The 19,316-nt window shown below is 39.9% G+C and carries 16 protein-coding genes and 2 pseudogenes; 15 read left to right on the forward strand and 3 right to left on the reverse strand.

The window, feature by feature from the left end:
- Nucleotides 1-319: transposase domain-containing protein (locus tag WBS51_RS00005; protein WP_342694028.1), on the forward strand; the 319-nt coding region annotated here is incomplete at its 5' end.
- Between the two features lie 337 nt (nucleotides 320-656).
- Here WBS51_RS00005 and WBS51_RS15195 read toward each other — a convergent pair.
- Nucleotides 657-905 (reverse strand): annotated as a pseudogene (locus WBS51_RS15195) (IS66 family transposase); the annotation flags it as partial.
- A 291-nt stretch (nucleotides 906-1,196) separates the two neighbouring features.
- Between WBS51_RS15195 and WBS51_RS00015 the strand changes: the two are divergent.
- From WBS51_RS00015 to WBS51_RS00065, 11 genes and pseudogenes are all read left to right on the forward strand, one after another.
- Entirely contained in the window at nucleotides 1,197-2,699 is a 1,503-nt protein-coding gene (locus tag WBS51_RS00015) for a CAP domain-containing protein (protein WP_294462515.1), read from the forward strand.
- A gap of 45 nt (nucleotides 2,700-2,744) precedes the next feature.
- Complete coding sequence (locus WBS51_RS00020; RefSeq protein ID WP_291682071.1) at nucleotides 2,745-4,166, forward strand: InlB B-repeat-containing protein; 1,422 nt, start codon at nucleotides 2,745-2,747, stop codon at nucleotides 4,164-4,166.
- Between the two features lie 442 nt (nucleotides 4,167-4,608).
- Entirely contained in the window at nucleotides 4,609-5,877 is a 1,269-nt protein-coding gene (locus WBS51_RS00025; protein ID WP_291682072.1) for a lipopolysaccharide biosynthesis protein, read from the forward strand.
- A gap of 107 nt (nucleotides 5,878-5,984) precedes the next feature.
- Complete coding sequence (locus tag WBS51_RS15200) at nucleotides 5,985-6,245, forward strand: YfhO family protein (RefSeq protein WP_370779770.1); 261 nt, start codon at nucleotides 5,985-5,987, stop codon at nucleotides 6,243-6,245.
- A gap of 289 nt (nucleotides 6,246-6,534) precedes the next feature.
- A complete protein-coding gene (gene tnpB / locus WBS51_RS00030; protein ID WP_291682073.1) occupies nucleotides 6,535-6,756 on the forward strand; it encodes an IS66 family insertion sequence element accessory protein TnpB in 222 nt (73 codons plus the stop codon).
- A 292-nt stretch (nucleotides 6,757-7,048) separates the two neighbouring features.
- Nucleotides 7,049-7,362: pseudogene (locus tag WBS51_RS15205) on the forward strand (hypothetical protein); the annotation flags it as partial.
- Nucleotides 7,363-7,490: 128 nt separating this feature from the next.
- Nucleotides 7,491-8,429 carry a glycosyltransferase family 2 protein gene (locus tag WBS51_RS00045; RefSeq protein WP_173747209.1) on the forward strand — a complete coding sequence of 313 codons (939 nt, stop codon included), beginning with the start codon at nucleotides 7,491-7,493 and terminating at the stop codon, nucleotides 8,427-8,429.
- Nucleotides 8,423-8,854, forward strand: a complete 432-nt coding sequence (locus WBS51_RS00050; RefSeq protein ID WP_173747210.1) for a GtrA family protein — start codon at nucleotides 8,423-8,425, stop codon at nucleotides 8,852-8,854. The genes WBS51_RS00045 and WBS51_RS00050 overlap by 7 nt, the downstream gene beginning before the upstream one ends.
- Nucleotides 8,855-8,887: 33 nt before the next feature.
- Nucleotides 8,888-9,841 carry a glycosyltransferase family 2 protein gene (locus tag WBS51_RS00055; RefSeq protein ID WP_173747211.1) on the forward strand — a complete coding sequence of 318 codons (954 nt, stop codon included), beginning with the start codon at nucleotides 8,888-8,890 and terminating at the stop codon, nucleotides 9,839-9,841.
- Between the two features lie 60 nt (nucleotides 9,842-9,901).
- Nucleotides 9,902-12,454, forward strand: coding sequence for a YfhO family protein (locus WBS51_RS00060; protein WP_330026894.1), 2,553 nt, complete (start codon nucleotides 9,902-9,904; stop codon nucleotides 12,452-12,454).
- A complete protein-coding gene (locus tag WBS51_RS00065; RefSeq protein WP_294462524.1) occupies nucleotides 12,447-14,240 on the forward strand; it encodes a DUF6020 family protein in 1,794 nt (597 codons plus the stop codon). Before WBS51_RS00060 ends, WBS51_RS00065 begins: the two co-directional genes overlap by 8 nt.
- Here the strand turns inward: WBS51_RS00065 and WBS51_RS00070 are convergent.
- Complete coding sequence (locus WBS51_RS00070; RefSeq protein WP_342694029.1) at nucleotides 14,174-15,745, reverse strand: DUF6020 family protein; 1,572 nt, start codon at nucleotides 15,743-15,745, stop codon at nucleotides 14,174-14,176. The two genes, WBS51_RS00065 and WBS51_RS00070, sit on opposite strands and share 67 nt — an antisense overlap.
- Nucleotides 15,746-16,484: 739 nt before the next feature.
- Between WBS51_RS00070 and WBS51_RS00075 the strand changes: the two genes are divergently transcribed.
- Genes WBS51_RS00075 through WBS51_RS00085 form a run of 3 tightly spaced genes read left to right on the forward strand, consistent with a single transcriptional unit; the run spans nucleotide 16,485 to nucleotide 18,042 of the window.
- A complete protein-coding gene (locus WBS51_RS00075; RefSeq protein WP_294462527.1) occupies nucleotides 16,485-16,739 on the forward strand; it encodes a hypothetical protein in 255 nt (84 codons plus the stop codon).
- On the forward strand, nucleotides 16,705-17,160 hold the full coding sequence (locus WBS51_RS00080; protein ID WP_342694030.1) for a hypothetical protein: 456 nt from the start codon (nucleotides 16,705-16,707) through the stop codon (nucleotides 17,158-17,160). The genes WBS51_RS00075 and WBS51_RS00080 overlap by 35 nt, the downstream gene beginning before the upstream one ends.
- 42 nt (nucleotides 17,161-17,202) lie before the next feature.
- Nucleotides 17,203-18,042: a PLAT/LH2 domain-containing protein gene (locus tag WBS51_RS00085; RefSeq protein ID WP_294462535.1), complete on the forward strand. Its 840-nt coding sequence runs from the start codon at nucleotides 17,203-17,205 to the stop codon at nucleotides 18,040-18,042.
- 86 nt (nucleotides 18,043-18,128) lie between these two features.
- Here the strand turns inward: WBS51_RS00085 and WBS51_RS00090 are convergent, their stop codons facing one another.
- Nucleotides 18,129-19,301 carry an MFS transporter gene (locus WBS51_RS00090; RefSeq protein ID WP_173747217.1) on the reverse strand — a complete coding sequence of 391 codons (1,173 nt, stop codon included), beginning with the start codon at nucleotides 19,299-19,301 and terminating at the stop codon, nucleotides 18,129-18,131.
- Nucleotides 19,302-19,316 lie beyond the last annotated feature (15 nt).

The following is a 19,316-nucleotide window of genomic DNA, read 5'->3' on the forward strand; positions in this document are numbered from 1 at the left end:
GAATCAGGAAAAATATCTCCGGGTATTTCTCACAGATGGAGATGTTCCGATTGATAATAATGCATCCGAAAGGGCAATCCGGGGTTTCTGTATCGGAAAGAAGAACTGGCAGATGATCGATACGATTCATGGATCCAAATCTTCCGCAATCATTTACAGTATTGTAGAAACTGCAAAAGCCAATAATCTGAAACCTTTTGATTATGTGCAGCATCTCCTGGAAGAGATTCCGAAACACATGAATGATAAGGATTGTTCTTTTCTGGAAGATCTTCTGCCCTGGTCAGGAAAACTTCCGGCAGGGATCCGCAAAGCTTAAATATCGGTGGCTGCAAAGCAGCCGCCTAAAAATGTCAAGGTACTCGCTATTTTGCGTTTACGAGAGTATGAAACTTTTTCTGTAAAATAAGAGGGGGTAAGTTGAGAAGTACCCGCCAAAATATAATGCGGTAGAATATAAAATCGCTCCAGCCCTTTGCGAGTTGGAGCAATTCACTATAATTCATATGCGATTTTTGATAGACTGGAGTTTTCACTCCAGGGTGCAAGTTCTGCGAGCTGTTCGTCCGTAATTTCTTTTGTGGGCCGATGCTCCAGTAGAAATTTCAGGCATCCGTATATATTCAGATTATGTACCTTTGCCATTTCAACCATTGTGTAGACCATTGCATTGGCATAGGCCCATCCACAGAATTACTAAACAGCCAGTTCTTCCGATTAACGGCAAACACGCGGATTTCATTCTCGCTGAGATTGTTGGTAAAGCTACAGCGTCCATCTTCCAAACAGGTCTCTGCAGTATCCCGGCAGTTAAGCACATAATTCACTGTTTTTTTCATACGAGTATTCCGGACTGGCTTGCGAGGCCTGCTGGTGGCAGTGTGAAAAGGAGAAATAAAAGACACTGGAACAATTTCATCAGGTAGATGGCATTTTTAAGAAGTTCAAGAAACGCATATTTATCGTTATCAAATTTATTTTGGCAATCGGTAAAAAATCTGCCAAAGAAAGCGGTTTGTATGGTATCGTGTAAATATAACTCCTTTACTGGTAGATATGGTTAATTGTTATTGGACGTCTCAATTTTAGCATAAATCAGTGAGGAGTTATTTTGTAGTAAAAAGAATCCCGTATTTATGCGGGTTCTGGCGTTTCGCAAACGCCTAAGAGAGATATTAAATAGGAGGAGAGAAAGGATGTACAAATTTTTAAAAAATACCGTAGTGTGTATTCTGGTAATGACATGTTTGGTTATGTTGGGAAACAGCAGAGTTCTTGCAGAAGGTGATATGAATGACAACATGCAAAACATGAATAGGTCCGGAATGGAAGAGGGAATAAACATTGGAGAGGCATTGAATGCAGGACAGGAGGTTTCGGTTTCTCAGTATGGGGCAGAGTGTACTGATATCTGGCTGGAAGGAACTTATTTGTACGAAGAGGCGTGGCAGATACTTGAATTGGTAAATCAGGAGCGGGCGAAGATTGGTGTACCGAAAGTTACTATGGACAAAGAGTTACTGCATGCTGCGATGACAAGAGCAATAGAAACTCAGATAGATTTCTCTCATACACGGCCAAATGGAGAGAGTTGTTTTTCTGTTTCGGATAAGGCATTTGGGGAAAATATCGCAGCGGGGAACTCTACCGCAGAGGGAACAATGAGACAGTGGATGAATTCACCAGGGCATAAAGCAAATATACTCGATAAAGACTTTTCAATCATGGGAGTAGGATGCTTTACGCAAGGCGGGATTAGATACTGGGTACAATTATTTGGAACCTCAGAAGCTGTATCTACAGATGAAAGACAAAACATTGACACACAAGAAGCGGTTCAAGTGATTACGGATAATATTCAATGTCAAATGAATGTGGGAGATCCGTATCGATTGGCAAGAGGAGAAAAAGAGGACTATGATGGAAAATTTGTGTTGTTAAATAATGGATGGAATATAGCCGTCACATGGATTTTGCCGTCAACAATTGAGTGGAGTAGCTCTGATACAAAAATATTTCAAGTTGATACATTGGGACATCTGACAGGAATAAAAGTCGGTTCAGGAACACTATCAGCAAAGCTGAAGGCAAGACCAGAGATACAGGGCACACTTGGAATTAATGTATATGATCCTTATGGTTTAGAAAATGTAAAAAATCTAAAAGCTGCTTCATCGGGGAAAAATAAAGTCTTTTTATCATGGCAGACAGCTGGGAATGCGGAAGGCTATTTGATTTACGCACAGAAGAATGGGAAATACGGCTATGTAGGAATGACAACAAAGGGAACTACATTTACAGACACAAAGGCATTAGATACAGATTACAATTATTATTGGGTATTCCCATATGTTACGGATCAGAACACAGGAAAAATGATTCCAGGCCCATGTGAAAAATACGTGTATGCAAAAGGAATCATTCCGGCAGTAGAAAATCTGAAAGCATCTTCTGTAAAAGGTGGAGTAAAACTGACATGGACAGAACAAAAGGATGCCGAAGGATATCTTGTCTATGGACAAAGAGTCGGTGGGAAATATGGTTATGTAGGGATGACAACGAAGGGAACTACATTCACAGATACGAAGGCTTCCAAAACTGCATATAACTATTATTGGGTATTTCCATATCACAAAGATGGCCAGGGGAATATGATTGTTGGTGGAACACCGAAGTATACATATGGACGTGCGTTATAAAACGAATTTTAAGAAATAGAAATTTATTATATTAGGGGTAAGCTTATGAAAAAACGAATGATTACATTAGGAACAGGTTTGATGCTAGGCATTTCATTGTTGTACAATCCTACGGCAACTGTTGTGTTTGCAGAGGAAACAGAGACGATGAATGAAACACAGGAAGTAAATGCACCTGAACAGATGGATCAGAAGTTTCATATTACAGTGGTACAGCCGGAAGCCGGAACCGTGACGCTGAGTAGTAACACAGCAAAAGAAGGAGAAACGGTTACAGTAAAAGTGGAACAAAGTGAGGGAATTCGCGTTGAAACTGTAGAGGTTACAGATGCTTCTGTATCAAAACAAGATGATAATATTTACACATTTCAGATGCCTGCAAGAGATGTTACAGTTGAAGTTATCAATCAATCGCTAGATGAAAAACACAAGGTATATATATCAGTGTCAAATCCTGCAACAACAAAGGTACCGGTGGGAACAGATTGGCATGAGGTAGTTGCAGGAGTTACTGAATGTAAAGCATGTGGATTTAAAGGAAGTAAAGAAAACATACGTCTGATAAGTGGTTCTTTTAACCAAGTAGGCAGTGCAACATTGAAGTTAGCATATTCAGAGGAGCATAACGGAATCCTTCATGAAACAACTGAGGAGTATACTTATACTGTAATAGATGGCTATAATGTCTATATATATCAGGAACCTGAAGCGGGCTGGCTTTCTGTTGATAAGGAAATAGCAAAAGCCGGCGAAATTGTTACTGCGACCGTAAAACCAAACCAGGGATATAAAGTAGATGCCGTAAGAGCATATGACAATAATGCGAAAAAAGTAAGTGAAAATACTTATACATTTGAGATGCCAGCAGAGAATGTAACAGTGTTTGCGATATATTCAAGGACATCTTTTACAACAGCAGTGACCAATTTAAAGAGTGTTCCAGCTGGAAAACAAAAGGTAAAACTTACTTGGAATTCCGCAGAAGGGGCAGAAGGTTATCTCGTTTATGCGCAGAAGAATGGGAAGTATGGTTATGTAGGAATGACAACAAAGGGAACTACATTTACGGATACAAAAGCATTAGATACTGATTATAATTATTATTGGGTATTCCCATACGTTACGGATACTGATACTGGAAAAATGCTTCCTGGAAAATGTACAAAATATGTATGGGCAAAAGGTGTGATTCCGGCAGTGCAGAACCTGAAAGCATTTTCTGCAAAAGGTGGAGTAAAACTGACATGGACAGAGCAAAAGGATGCTGAAGGATATCTTGTCTATGGACAAAGAGCCGGTGGGAAATACGGCTATGTAGGAATAACAACAAAAGGAACAACATTTACAGATACTAAGGCTTCCAAAACAGCATATAATTATTATTGGGTATTCCCATATCATAAAGATGGTCAGGGAAATATGATTGTGGGTGGAACACCGAAGTATACTTATGGAAGAGCATTATAGAAATTATTTATAGTATGAATCAAACAAAATAGTGGGGTGTTAAAGTATAAAAATAACCATTGGAAGATTTGATGAAAGAACATCCCCAAGGAAGATATTAAAATTCAAAGCAGAATCAACAGGTAAAAATAAAGTGAGGTTGTCCTAGGAAAAGGTGTCGGAGTCAGAAGGATATGTTATTAATAGGCAGACTGGTAATGGAGAGGCAGAGGCTATAGGCGAAATAAAAGGGGGAAATACAACACAATTTGTGGATACAGCGACATCTACAACAGAGAGAAATTATTATGGATTTGTTGACAGAAAAGCAGGAAAAGAATATACTCGGAATGTTATAAAAATAAGAAGTTAGGTTTGAAAAGTGTAAAAAAAGATAATATACTGCGTATATACGATATCTGAAAAAATAAAACATTAAGAAACAGAAGGGTAAAAATATAACATGATAAAATCTTTTTTATATGGAAGTAAAGATAAAATGAAGTCAGCATATTTGTGGAATACCAGTGCAGCTATGCTAAACGCATTTCAGACAGTCTTTATATTGATGTTGATTTCCAGAATTGATCCCATTATAGATGCGGGGGTATTTACTATAGCATTTGCCATCGGAAATCTTATGCTGGCTGTGGGAAAATATGGAGTCAGACAGTTTCAGGTATCAGATATAAAGGAAAAATATAGTTTTAGAGAATATGTCTTTTCACGTGTTCTGACTAGCATACTGATGATTACTGCGTCGGTTGTTTATGTGGGATATTATTATGTGATGGGAGTATATAATACAGAAAAGTGCTTGGTAATCCTCCTGGTATGCATGACCAAAGTTGTAGATGCTGTAGAGGATGTATTCCACGGTCTGTTACAGCAACATCTCAGATTAGACATAGCAGGAAAAATTCTTACTATAAGAATCGTCAGCTATATTGTTGTGTATCTTATCGTTTATACAGTTACGCAGGATTTGCTTCTCACTTCCTTTATTGCATTTGTAGTATCTGTAATCCAATTTTTGTTATTAAATTACATAGCATTTAAAGCATTTGATATACAGCGAAAGAAAGAACTGAGGCGTGCCCAGGTGAAGAACCTGTGCATAGAATGTCTCCCTTTATTTATTTCTTCGTATTTAGTGATTTATATTGGAAATGCACCTAAATATGCGATTGATAAGGTGATGTCCAGCGAAGCGCAGGCTTGTTTTACATACATTTTTATGCCGGTATTTGTAATAAGTCTTTTAAGTCAGTTTGTTTATCAGCCTGTTATTAGTAAAATGGCATTGCTTTGGCATGAACAAAATATTCCGCAGTTAAAAAAACTGATTCTTAGACAGATAGGGCTTATTTTATTACTGTCTCTGGTAGCTGTTCTGGGCGGGGATGTGTTGGGAATTCCGGTGTTGTCGATTATTTATGGTATAAACCTTGATGCATATAAAACATCATTGGTAATTTTATTGATAGGTGGTGGAGCTTTAGCTTTTGTAAATTTTCTTCAAATGATTATTACAATAGCTCGAAAACAGAAATTATTAATTATAGGATATCTTCTGGCATTTCTAGCATTTCTGTTTTTTGGGAAAACAGTTGTAAAATATTATGGAATTGTTGGTATTTCTGTTTTTTATACTGCAGTTGTAAGCGGTATAGGGCTAGTGTTTGCACTGTTAACTATTGGAATTATCAGTAAAGGGGAGAGAAGACGATGAGAAATGATGCATTTTTAGTTCCGTTATGTATTATTCTTCTTTATATGAATTTTTTATGGGGTGTCACCAAGTGTTAAATGGAATGGAAAGCTGGAAGTATTCTTTCCATGCAAGATTGGAGGAAATACAACGGTTTTGGTTGTCTATTATTTAGCTTCGCCATTAAATCTACTGCTATTATTTATACCAGTGGGAAAATAGCCCAGTTTCTTACTCTTTTAATTATTTTAAAGATGTCCTTATGTGGAGTTACGACTTATTTGTATTTGTGGCAGATGAATTTATCAAAAGGTGTATTTGCGCTTTTTCTGTCAACAGGATATTCACTGATGGGATATAATATCCTTCAGTGTAGCAATATTATGTGATTGGATGGTGTTATTATTGTAACAGCAAAATAGCAAGTATCTTTTCAAAATCGTCATATATGAGATAATAGGCTCATTACTATAAAGTCAAAAAAGTTTAGTAATCAACTTTCTTGACTGGACTACAGGAGGTGAGTCATGAAATCTCACACAAGCTTAGTTACACAGCAAACACGTTTGAGTGAATGGGTTGAACTGGTCAGAGACTGTCAAAACCGCCCCAGGGTATGAAGATTGATGAATGGTGTCAACTACATAACATTACGAAAGCAAGCTATTATTGGAGACTATGAAAAGTACGGGAGGCATTTTTAGCAACTGTCTTGCCAGAATCATACGTTTTCAGTTTCATCTCGATCCTTATGATAAGAATACATTATTCTTGTTTTGTGGCAAGCGTACGGACCGGATAAAAGGACTCCTCTGGGAAGGGAATGGGTTCCTGCAAGGTTTGGAAATCATTGCCAAAAGTCCAATTGAAGAAGTTCCGAATCTGGCGTTTTCCATGTGATTTGTGCAAAACGTAGAAAATAAAACCATTTTTATTCATGTCGATTTATTCTGTGCGATATAAAATTTAAAGTTATTCACATCATGAAAGTTGATTATGAGTTTTTATATTCTCATGATTCAAAAACTTTTCAGATTATGGATAACAGTCATAAATATCTGAATTTCCGGCAGTTATTTTCAGGTATTCATGACTGTTATCCACCGTCAAAATGACGAAGGATACAGAAAGCAAAAATGGTAAAAACTTACCATTTCTGCTATAATACCACTCAGAAAGGCGAGGTTCGGTTATGGCAGTTGAGTATACGGAAGAACAATTAAATACAGTTGATAAGTCGCTTCTTATCCATCTGCTTTTGCAACAGCAGGAACAGTTGGAAGCCTTAACAAAGGAACTTTGTGCATCAAATGAAAAATGCAGCTTCTGATGGAAACAGTTACCGGATGCAATTTCCAGGTATATGCCAGCAAAACGGATGAACATATGGTCAAAGCAGACTATCCAAAGACCTTGTTACATGGAAGCCTGGTATCACTATCTCTGGTAGCTGCAATCATCAATGGAAAGTATGTGAATGCAGTCGGTTATGCTCTGAACCAGGAAAAACATCAAGGTACTCGCTATTTGGCGTTTACTTACAAATAAACTTACACTTCCCTTTTCTCACAATCTGTAGTAAGATTACAAAGGAAAATGAAAGTTTATAATAGAAATTTAGAAGGAGTACAAAAGTGGATAAAATAGCAGTTTTAATTCCATGCTATAATGAAAGCCAGACTATCGAAAAGGTAGTAAAGGACTGGAAACGAGAGCTTCCAGAGGCTGTCATTTATGTGTATGATAACAATTCAAAGGACGGAACGGATGAAATTGCCAGAGAAGCCGGAGCGGTGGTTCGTTACGAATACCAGCAGGGAAAGGGAAATGTCATTCGCCGTATGTTCCGGGAAATTGATGCCCAGTGTTATATTATGATAGACGGAGACGATACGTATCCGGCAGAGATGGGCAGAGAAATGGTAAATAAAGTGTTGGAGCGAAATGTGGATATGGTGGTTGGTGACCGTCTGTCTTCTACTTATTTTGAGGAAAATAAGCGGCCTTTCCACAATTTTGGCAATAGTTTGGTAAGAGGAAGTATTAACCGACTGTTCAGAAGCAATATCCGGGATATTATGACAGGGTACAGAGCGTTCAGCTATGAGTTTGTAAAGAGTTTTCCGGTATTGTCTAAAGGATTTGAAATTGAAACCGAGATGAGTATTCATGCGGTAGACAAAAATATGGCCGTGGAGAATATAATCATTGAATACAGAGATAGGCCGCAGGGAAGCGAATCAAAGCTGAATACGTATTCAGATGGCTTTAAAGTATTGAAAACCATTGGAAGGTTATACAAAAATTATAAGCCCATGCAATTTTTTGGTATGGTATCTTTACTGTTGTTTATTATAGCAGCCTGTATGTTTGTACCGGTATTGATTACCTATTTTGAGATTGGGCTGGTACCGAATTTCCCTACCTTGATTGTCAGTGGATTTATGGCATTGGCTGCTCTGCAATCACTGTTTTCCGGCATGATATTATCTACCATTGCGGAACGGGAAAGACAGGAATTTGAATTCAGACTACAGCTGGTTAGAAGAATGAAAAAGGATGAATTATGTTAAAAAAACTGATGAAAAAATATGAGGAGCTTATTATGTACATCATAGTAGGGGTATGTACTATGATAGTTTCTCTTGTATCGTATTTTATTATGGCAAATACTTTGCAGATGTATTATCAGGCAGCCAATATTATCAGTTGGGTGCTGGCTGTGGCATTTGCTTATGTGACCAACAAAAAGTATGTGTTTAAATCTCCTTATACCAGTGTTCAGGCGACAACAAAGGAATTGGTCAGTTTTGTATCCAGCAGGGTGGCCTCTCTTCTTGTGGAAATTCTGAGTATGTTTTTCTTTGTTCAGGTCTGTCAGATAGATGATAATATTGTGAAACTGATGAACCAGGTGTTGGTAACTGTGTTGAATTATATTTTCAGCAAATTCTGGGTTTTCCGAAAGGAGAAGCAGCACAGAGGACAAGCTGAATAAAGTATGGCACTGTACAAAGGAGGAAGAAGAAATATGTCAGAAAAGATATCACTGGTAGTTCCGTGTTATAACGAAGAAGAGGTTCTGCCCTACTTTTACGAAGAATTTTGTAAAGTTGCGGAAAAACTTTCGGAATTTCAGTTAGAAGTGATTTTTGTAGACGATGGTTCCAAAGACAGGACGCTGGCTATTGTAAAAGAGCTGGCAGAGAAAGATACCAGAGTAAAGTACCTGTCTTTTTCCAGAAATTTTGGAAAGGAAGCTGCTATCTATGCCGGATTTCAGCATGCAGACGGAGATTATGTGGCAATGCTGGATGCGGATTTGCAGGACCCGCCCTCGATGCTGCCGGAAATGCTTCGCGGTATCCGGGAAGAAGGCTATGATTCGGTAGCTACCCGAAGAGTCAGCCGGAAGGGGGAACCGCCTATCCGTTCTTTTTTTGCAAGACGCTTTTACAGGCTTATGAATCGGATTTCCACTGCGGAAATTATGGACGGTGCCAGAGATTATCGTTTGATGACCAGACAATTTAAAGAGGCAATTCTGGAAATTTCAGAATACAATCGCTTTTCTAAGGGGATTTTCGGCTGGGTCGGTTTTAAGACAAAATGGATAGAGTTTGAAAACGTGGAGAGAAAGGCGGGAGAAACCAAGTGGTCTTTTTGGAAGCTCTTTAAATACAGCCTGGAAGGGATTATTGGATTTTCTACGGCGCCCCTGGCTATGGTTTCTATGTTGGGAGTCGGTGTATGCTGTATTGCTTTTCTATTTTTAATCTTCATCCTTATCAGAACCCTTTGCTTCGGTGACCCAGTGGCAGGCTGGCCCTCTATGACCTGCATTATCCTCATGCTGGGGGGAATCCAGCTTTTGTGTATAGGAATTTTAGGTATGTATCTTTCAAAAACCTATTTGGAAACAAAGAAAAGACCCATTTACATCTGTGGGGAAACAAATATAAAAGATAAAAGTATACAAGAATAATGAGAGAGGTTGTTCTTTCCGATGATAAAGAGAGGACAGCTTCTTTTGAATGTTTAAAATATGAAGAAAAATGGAGAAGCAAATATGAGGAAACGATATGAAAGCTGGATATGGGCAGGAATTATTTTTTTCATAATTGTTGGGTTGTTTGTACTCATACAGGCAGCCAGTGGCCTTTATCCGTTTGGAAGTAAAACGAATTTGCTCTGGGATGAGGAGATTCAGTATGTGGATTTTTTTGCCTATTATCGTGATGTGTTGCTGGGGAAGGCGAAACTTGGCTATTCTTTTTCTAAGTCGGCTGGTGGTTCATTAGTGGCATTGTTTGGATATTATCTGGGCAGCCCCTTAAATTTGCTGGTTGTCTTTTTTGAAAAGGAACAGATTCCTTTGTTTTTGTTTTGGCTGACGGCAGGAAAACTGGGATTGGCAGGAATTACATGTTCTGTTTTTATCAAAAAGCGATTCTCTGGTATTTCCAAAGAAATGGTGTGCATGCTTTCCGTTGCCTATGGTTTGATGCAGTATAATATTCTACAGCTATCCAATATTATGTGGTTGGATGGGGTGATTTTACTCCCGCTGCTATTATTGGCTGTCTATGAATTTGTGCAGAGAGACAGAAAACTAGGGCTTTTTCTGGCTGTATTTTTTAGTATCGCGATCAATTGGTATACGGGATATATGATAGGACTTTTTTCGGTATGCTATTATTTTTATGAGAGAATTCTTGCATTTCATCAGATTACAAAAAAGGAATGGGGACGTTTTATTCTGGATACAGTAAAGTGCGGAGTGACTATGCTTTCAGGACTTTTGGCAAGCTGCTTTCTGTTTTATCCGATTTTTGTAGGGCTGAAAAAGGGAAAACAGGCCTTTAACCCGGAAATTTTTCAGTTTGGGACGTATGATTCTTTTATAGATGTCTTTCAGGGATTTGCATTGGGGAGTATCGTTCCTACGGTCTCCTTGTATTGTGGTCTTCTCTTTTTTGGCTTTTTTATTTATTTTTTTATTACGAAAGAGATAAAAATAAAGGAAAAAGTGTTGGCGCTTTTGGCTGTAGGCTTTATGTTTACAAGCTGCTGGCTGATTCCGCTGGATTGTATTTGGAGCGGTATGCGCTATGCTGGTACTTACCGTTTTCGATATAGCTTCATTGTGACTTTTCTGGTGCTCTATCTGGGATGCAGAGGTGTACAGATTTACCAGCAGAAGAAAAATGGAAGGGCTATGGGGCTGATATTTGCAGTGGGCATTTTAATGATTCTGTTTTTTCAGAAGAAGAACGGATATTATGAAAAGCAAAATTTGTATGCTACGATAATTTTTCTTGTGGTATATGGGATTTTGTTTTGTGTGCTTGGAAAGAAAAAAATTCTGGAAAGAGTCCTGCCGGGGGTGCTGGCAGCAGAATTAGTCCTTAATGGCGTATTTACTTTTGTGATTAATTATGGCGCAAATCCGGATATTCGTGTTTATACGGACTATGTATCTCAGTCCCAGCAGCAGATAGAGCAGATTCAGGAAAGAGAAGAATCCGTATTCTATCGAATGGATACACTGGAGAAGAGGAATGATGCAGGGGATGGCTGTTCTGCTTTTCTAAATGAAGCTATGGTTTATGGTTACCATGGATTAGCCCATTATTCGTCTACTTATGATACGGATATTTCCAAAATGATTTTCGATGTGGGATATTCTACACTCTTGGATTTAAGCGTAATCCAGGAATCTATTATACCATCTGATGCGCTTTTCGGGGTGAAATATCTGCTTTCCCAAAAAGAGGTAGCGGGTTATGAGAAAGTGGATGAAATACCGGAATATAATGGGAAATCGGTATACTTGAACCCTTATGCGTTGGACGTAGGAATTGGAACAGGAAAAGAAATTTTGGAAAATATAGAAAATGCAGACCCGTTTGCCTTTCAGAATGAGTTATTTTCTAATTTACTGGGCCGGGAAGTTGAAATTTTCAAGAAGACAGAACCTGTGATGAAAATAGAGAATGGACAGGCGGAATTTCTACTTTCACAGGGAAATCCGGAAGATATTCTTTATGGTTATGTGGATTCCTGGATTACGGAACTACAGCTTTTTATTGATGGAACTTACCGATGTAATTATGCTACCTGGTTAAGTGAAAAGGTATTTTCTGCAGGATATGGAAGTCAGGACCATACGGTAACATTGACAAATTATACGGGGACAGAGCAGGAAATTTTTCCACATTTCTATTTTCTGGATATGGATGTATTTCAGGAGGTAATAGAAGAACTGAAAAATAAGGAGATGCACACAGAAATTTTTGAGGATGGGTATGTAAAAGGTACCTATGAGTCCGGCAGCGAAGGATATCTGTTGCTATCAGTGCCGTATGATGAGGGGTGGAGTGCCAGTGTCAATGGAGAGAAAGTAGAAATACAGAGAGGTGCCAACGCACTTTCATTGATTCCAGTATCAGCAGGAATCAATGAAATTGAACTGCACTATCATGTACCGGGAATCAAAATGGGAATCGTTCTTTCTGTAATAGGAGTTTTGTTGTTTGTGGGAATGTGTCAGACAGAAAAGTATTTTTGCAGACCAGGAAGGAGAAAGAATGGGTAACAGGAAACGGTTAAATGCAAACCAGGATATTTTTCTGTTGATTTTGGGAATCGCATGGGCAAATCTTATTTTTTTTCACCAGGAAAACTGGAAAATGGACCCATGGAAAGTGGGAATTATAGGCCTGGGCATTTATTTTTGTATCAAATGGCTTGGGGCAAGGAGAGAAGTCTTAAAAGATAGCCGGATGAGAGCTGGAAGTATTTTTTTTGGTCTGTTATTTGCGGCTATGGTAGTTGTCGGGGAAAAAATTCATGCAGGGGATTGGGAATTCCAGATGTTTTCTGCGGGAGATATTGTCTGGTTGATAGTATATTTTGGGACAGGAATGCTGCTTTTTCTCACACTGTCAACGTTTTTCTTTGACGGGAGGATGCGAAATTTGATGGAGAGGACTGGAAAAGATGAGAAAGGGGGAACGTGTAGGAAAGGAAATTGGTTGTTGTACAGCATTGTTTTCATGCTTTTCTGGACTCCGGTACTGTTTATTTACTATCCGGGGATTGTGCCGGAAGACGCCACAGTTTCTATAGCTATGGTATTGGGAGATTTGCCTTGGGATAACCATTTTCCGGTCTTTTATTCATTGCTTGCAGGAGGCAGTGTCTGGCTGGGCAGGGCTTTAGGAAATCCTAATCTGGGAGTGTTGTTGTATTCTCTGTTGCAGTTGGTTTCTATGGCATTTTTGTTGGGATATTTTTTAGAGTGGATGCAGAGGCGAATTCATCGGTTTTGTACATATTTTGCGCTGGCCTTTTTCTGTACTATTCCGGTATTCGGAAATTATGCCATTGTTATGTGGAAGGATCCATGGTATAGTGGGCTTTTGCTTCTTCTTGGTATGTTTTTATATGATAAAGCAGTTCTCGATAGAGATGCCTTTTTGAAAAGAAAAAATCTAGTATTGTATGGTGTGTTGGGAGTCCTAATTTCTCTTATGCGCAATAATGGGATATACATCATGATTCTTATCAGTGTGGTTCTAGTTTATATGTACCGAAAGAGGGTAAAGAGAGTGGCTCTTACTTGTGCTGTGACGATTCTTTGTATTTGTACTATAACAGGTCCGGTTTACAAGGGCGTATTTTCGGCTGAGAATGAGTTTGTGGAGTCTATAGGAATCCCTCTGCAGCAAATGGTACGAGTAGTGATAAAAGATGGAAATATGACAAAGGAAGATAAAGAATTTCTGAATCATCTTATGCCTATGGAAAAGTATCAGGAGTATTATAATCCCTTTTTGGTAGACCCCGTGAAGTGGGCACCGGAATTCCATACAGACTATCTGAATGCACACAAAGCAGCATTTTTTCAAACATGGTTTTCGCTTTTAAAATCTAATTTTGGAATTTATGTGGAACAATATCTTATGGGAACATATGGATTTTGGCATATTGGCGGAGATACGCCATATGAATTCGTAAAAACGCAAATTGCTGCAAACGACTGGTGGCTTTACCAGATAGCGCCATTTGAAAGCTATTTTAATTATGCCATGCAGGAAAAAATGAGTGGAAAGTATGATTTTATGGCCTCAGGGCTGTTGGTTTGGATTGCTCTTTATGACGTACTGCTATGCTGGGTAAAGAGAAAGTCCAGATACATTCTGCCGTTGTTGATTATGGTGGGGAATTGGCTTACATTAATGATTGCTACGCCTACAGCATTTGGATTGCGGTATATTTTTATTATGATGCTGGGAGTCCCTTTGTTGGTATTTTATCCTCTGTTGCTGCCTCCTTCTGAGGAGGAGGCAACAAGCAGAAAAAAGCACATCAGCATGTGATAGCTGTCAATATATCTAGGGTCCTGGGAAGGATTGGCAAGAAAGAGTATGCCTGTTAAAAGCAAGGCAGGCAGAAGCGCCAGCAATTCCCGAGACCTTTTTTTCTTTATGAGAAGACAACTGCATACAAGCAGGACAAAAATGGAAAAACCGCCACGCCAGCAGATAGAGGACCATACAGGAATCTGGTCAGAGTGACCAAAAAAGTTCTGTTGAATTCTGGTGGACAGGTTTGATTGAATCTGTAGCTCTGCAAGTCCTGGATAATTATCCAAGGCAGAACTGTAAATTGTGACAGGAATCCATTCATATCCGTCAGCCGGCGTTCCCATTTCCCAGATAATACTGGTCATATCAAAGTATGCAGTAAGATAAGTCACAGGATATTTGAATAAAAATTTTGCATTGAGCAGAAGAATTTTCTTCTGAAAATCTTTATCTCTTAGTTTTAAAGCATCGTCTCCTATGGCACCCCAAGTCCGGGACAAGGAGTCAGCATAATATTTGTCATAGCAGGACTGCCATTTTTCTAAAGGCATGATTTCTTCCAAAACAGCAATATCTTCTGCGTCTAAAGTTTCTTTGGAGGCCACAGCACCAGCCATGGATACTGGGACACTGTATTTTACATATTCTTCATTGGGTACCATGTGAAGAACATGGCTGCCCAGTATGTTGATTAGAAATACAGGTATCAGAATGGACACACCCAGAAGAAAGAGCAGCTGTTTTTTTCGTTTTTTTGTGTCAGTGTATTTCGACTTCCATTCATAGAGCAGGAGCGCCAGCAGGGTTATCAGAACAATTACGTTTCCCATATGCCGTATGGTGCAGACCATACAGGCAATCAAAGTAAATCCCATTATTTTATACCATGCAAACAGCTGCTTGGATTTGATAAAATCAAAGAGGAACAGGCAGAATAAAAACAGAGCAATGTTCCACAGAGTGTCTTTTTCGATATTTCCAAGTGCGCGGTAGCTGTAAATAAAAATCACACTGAATAGCGTATACAGAATATCGCCGTACCGGATGGAAGTGTATTTTTCCAAAAGATACACCGCATATTGACTGGCAAAGAGCCAGAGGAGTGTTTGCAGGATAACCAGGGGAAAGGGATTTCCGAAAATTCGCTGGATAATCTTTAAAATATACAAATAGGTAACAGGATGCCAGTTGCTGAAGGTATTGGTAGCAACGTCATTCCAGTTGCTGGCGGAGTCAGTGGAGAAAACGCCGGGATAGCAGCCTGCAATGATGAAAATGCTCAGTAGTGTAATGGGAATCATGACCAGATAAACCGGTGTTTTCCCAATTTTTCTAAAGGTAACGGGAAGAACAGTTTTCTTTGGAGAAAAGTTTCCTATGCGTAAAAGTAACAGGTAACAGGCCATAAAGCTGCAAAGAAGTAGAAACAGTTTTATGGTAAGCGGCAGTTTTTCTTTTAGGACTTCTGTCATAGAAGACATGCATAGATAAAGCAGGGAAAGAAATAAGGCAGTCATTTTCCAAGGGAGAGAAATGGTTTTAGAATGCGCTTGTGAAACAGGGAAACACAGGCTTTGGATAATTAGAATCAATATGGGGAACAGGCACATATAGAAGGCCTCATGAAAAAATGGTGTCATAATGGTAATCCTTTCGTTTTTGTTGATAGCTTTATTATAAGGGAAGAGACATGGGGATACAAGAAGAAAGAAAAATTGAGTTTTCCGATATTCATTATATATAGCCTTGCAGATAAACGGAAGATGTCTCCAGCCAATGTGTACAAAATATTAAATTCAACGATGTGCTTCATACGCAGGGTGTTAGTAGCCGCAAAATGCAGTACACAGATTAAGACGGGATTTTTATCGAAAAAGCGATAGAACAAGAGACAAATGAGGAACTGAAAAAAGTACTGATAGACCTGGATGAGTTTATGTTTGGGTAAAGGGGAATATCAGATGACCGAATGAATAAAAAAGTATTCAGTCATCTGCATAATTTCTTTATCCGACAATTTTTTTAATGGGAAATACGGATAATAGATAAACAGTTTTTTGAGAGCAAAATTAAGTTCATAGTTTTCCATGTTGTCTGTGTTATATTTCAGACAGTAACAAAATTGTTGCAAAACAAAGGTTGATGCAAACCTCCCGGGAATGCTTGGAACAGAGAAGGTGATGAAGAAAAAGCGAACAGAAGAAAGAACTGTGAAAGATAAAAGCAAACGCAAAGGATAAAAGAAAGGAATAGTAAATGAACAATGGAAAAATAAGAGATTGGCTGAAACAGCATGCGCTGGTTTTGGAGGAAGGGTTTTGCGACAGTTTGAGAAGCATTGCGGAAGAGTATAAGACCCGGTATGGCTATGGAACGTTGAACGAAGTATATAGGCTTCTGGGAATCAGCAGACAGCAGGTGACTTACTGGAAGGCTAATCCATGCAGTACACAAACAAAAAAAAAGGTATTTTACCGTGTTAGAGGCAGCGGAACTGTTTTGTTTGTCTGACGAAGCAGCAGAACTTCTGGCTAATAAGGCAGGTTTGTCTTTACAGGGGGAACAGGAAGAAAATACAGGTGTTCAGAAACTTTTTAAGCAATACACAGACAAGCAGAAAAAACTGTTTACAGAGGCCAATGTGACGGAACGTATGCTTTATTACATAAAGGCGGACAGAAAGCCGTCCAAGGAAAGTCTGCTTGCCCTTGTCATATCCATGGGAATGGAAACAGAGGAAATTCAGCAGGTATTGAGGACAGCGGGGTATGTGTTATCCAAATCCCTGCCGACAGATATGATTGTTTTGTATTTTCTGGAACATCAGTCAGAATGGAACAAAAATATTTCGCTGGTCTGGCAGATTAATGAGGTTCTGGACGAACTGGAACTTCCATTACTGGGAACCATACTGTACGGAAATTTTACGTAGCTGTTTCTTTCAAAATGTATACAAAATATGAGGAGAATGAGGATGGGAAAAACAAAATATGAACTGAAATTTCACACAGGAGATGAATGCTATGCGGGAACAGATTCCTGTATTTTTGTGACACTTTTCGGCACACTGGGGCAGTCAGATGAGTATGAGGTCAGCGAACGTATCCGCGGAAATGCGTTTGAGAGAAATCAGACGGATAAGTTGACATTAGAGTTGCCGCAGTCTATTGGCGACGTGTATAAAGCGGAACTGCGGAGTGACTGCAGATGGGGCGGTGCCGGCTGGTATCTGGATTATTTTGAAGTGCGGCGCCAGGAAAATAATGCGCCGACAGCACATTTTTCCTGCAGAGAGTGGATTGAAGACCGTAAAGTGAGAAAATACAGGGTGACTTCAGGCTTGAAGTATGAAGACCATAAAAGGGCAGAAGTGGTATGTGTACCCAGCGGTAAAAAAATTTATGTTCAGCCACATGGAAAAGTGGAATATAAGGAGCAATTAGAAGTAGCGGTAGGATATTCTCTGAGCGAAACGGTGGTTTCGCAGATAGGTACGAATACTTCTATTTCGTTGGAGGGAGGAGCTGGTCCGGGACAGGGATGTACTTCTGACCTGACGGCCTCTGTAAAGGGAGCCATTGGATTTGCGCTTACAAGTTTAAATTCGAATACCAAGGAAGAGAGCATTCAGTTCAATGCTTCTAAAAAAACAGATATTCAGACAACCATCGCAAACGATACAGATGAAGAAAAAATATACCAGGTTATGATGAATATTGCAAAAGATGTGCATAAAATTACCCTGGGACAGACACAGTTTGAAATTCCTGAATACATTAGCAATGAATTTGGTGGAATTCAGGAAATTAAGTAATCATGCAATCCCCTTTTTATTGATATACCCAAAAGTCTTGCAGGCCCCGAAGAATCCGGGGCCTGCAGTATATGCAGACAGAAAACTTATCCTCTCCGTTTTCCCAGTCCCCAGCTAAGCCCCCAAAGCCCTATGGGAAAGACCACGGCAGCCAGGATACCCAGATTTAATTTCCCTGTCATATCAGACAGGATTCCTACCACCGCAGGGCCGGCGGAGCAGCCCACGTCTCCGGCCAGGGCAAACATGGCGAACATGAAAGTACCGCCGCCCTTCAGATAGGAGGCCCCAAGGGAAAAGACTCCCGGCCACATCAGTCCCACAGAAAATCCGCAGAGGGCGCATCCTGCCAGAGAAAGCAGGGGCAGAGGCGAGAGGGCGGTAATCAGATATCCGGCCACACAGAGCACGGAGGTGGCTTTCAGGGACAGCAAAATATTCAGCTTTTCTCCCTTTCGTCCATAGAACAGGCGGCTCAGTCCCATACAGAATGCAAAGGCACAGGGGCCAAGCAAGTCCCCCATGGTTTTGGAAACTTTTAATCCTTCTTCAGCAAAGAGGGAGGACCACTGGCTGACTGCCTGCTCGGAGGCACCGGCGCACACCATGAGGAGAAACAGCACCCAGAAAACTTTATAGCGGAAAATGCTTTTAGGCAGTTTTGTTTCTTCGTCATCGCCGTGTACGGCATAAATGGGGACTCTGGTAAAAAGCAGGAAAGTGCCCAGAGGCACCAGAGCCCAAAGAGGCGGCAGAAACCGCCAGTTTTCAATGCCCGCCAGGGCAAAATACAGGGTGGAGAGCAGTACCACGCCCATGTGGCCCCAGCAGTAAAAGGAATGAAGAAAACTCATGCGGGCCTCTTTGTTCTCTCCGGGGCAGGCCTCTACCATGGGGCTGACAATCACTTCTAAAATACCGCCGCCAATGGCATTGCAGACCATGCAGAGGAGAATTCCGGCGTAGGGAGGCAGGACAAAGGGAATCCAGTAAAATCCCGTAAGTCCCAGCATGACCGTGAGAAAGGCGCACAGAGCGGCTTTCCGATAGCCTGTTTTTTCAATAATTTTGGGCGAAATCAAATCCACCAGAATCTGCACACAGAAATTCATGGTGATGAGAAGACTGATTTGATCCAGGGTAACGCCGAATTCCCTGCGGAAAGTGAGGAAAAGCAGAGGCGGCAGATTGTTTACAATGGCCTGGGTAATATAGCCCAGATAACAGCCGTAAATGGTGGCTTTTGCAGATAGTTTCATGTTAGTAAATCTCCT

It is taken from the genome of Blautia acetica, assembly GCF_038739805.1.
Taxonomy (GTDB): Bacteria; Bacillota; Clostridia; order Lachnospirales; family Lachnospiraceae; genus Blautia.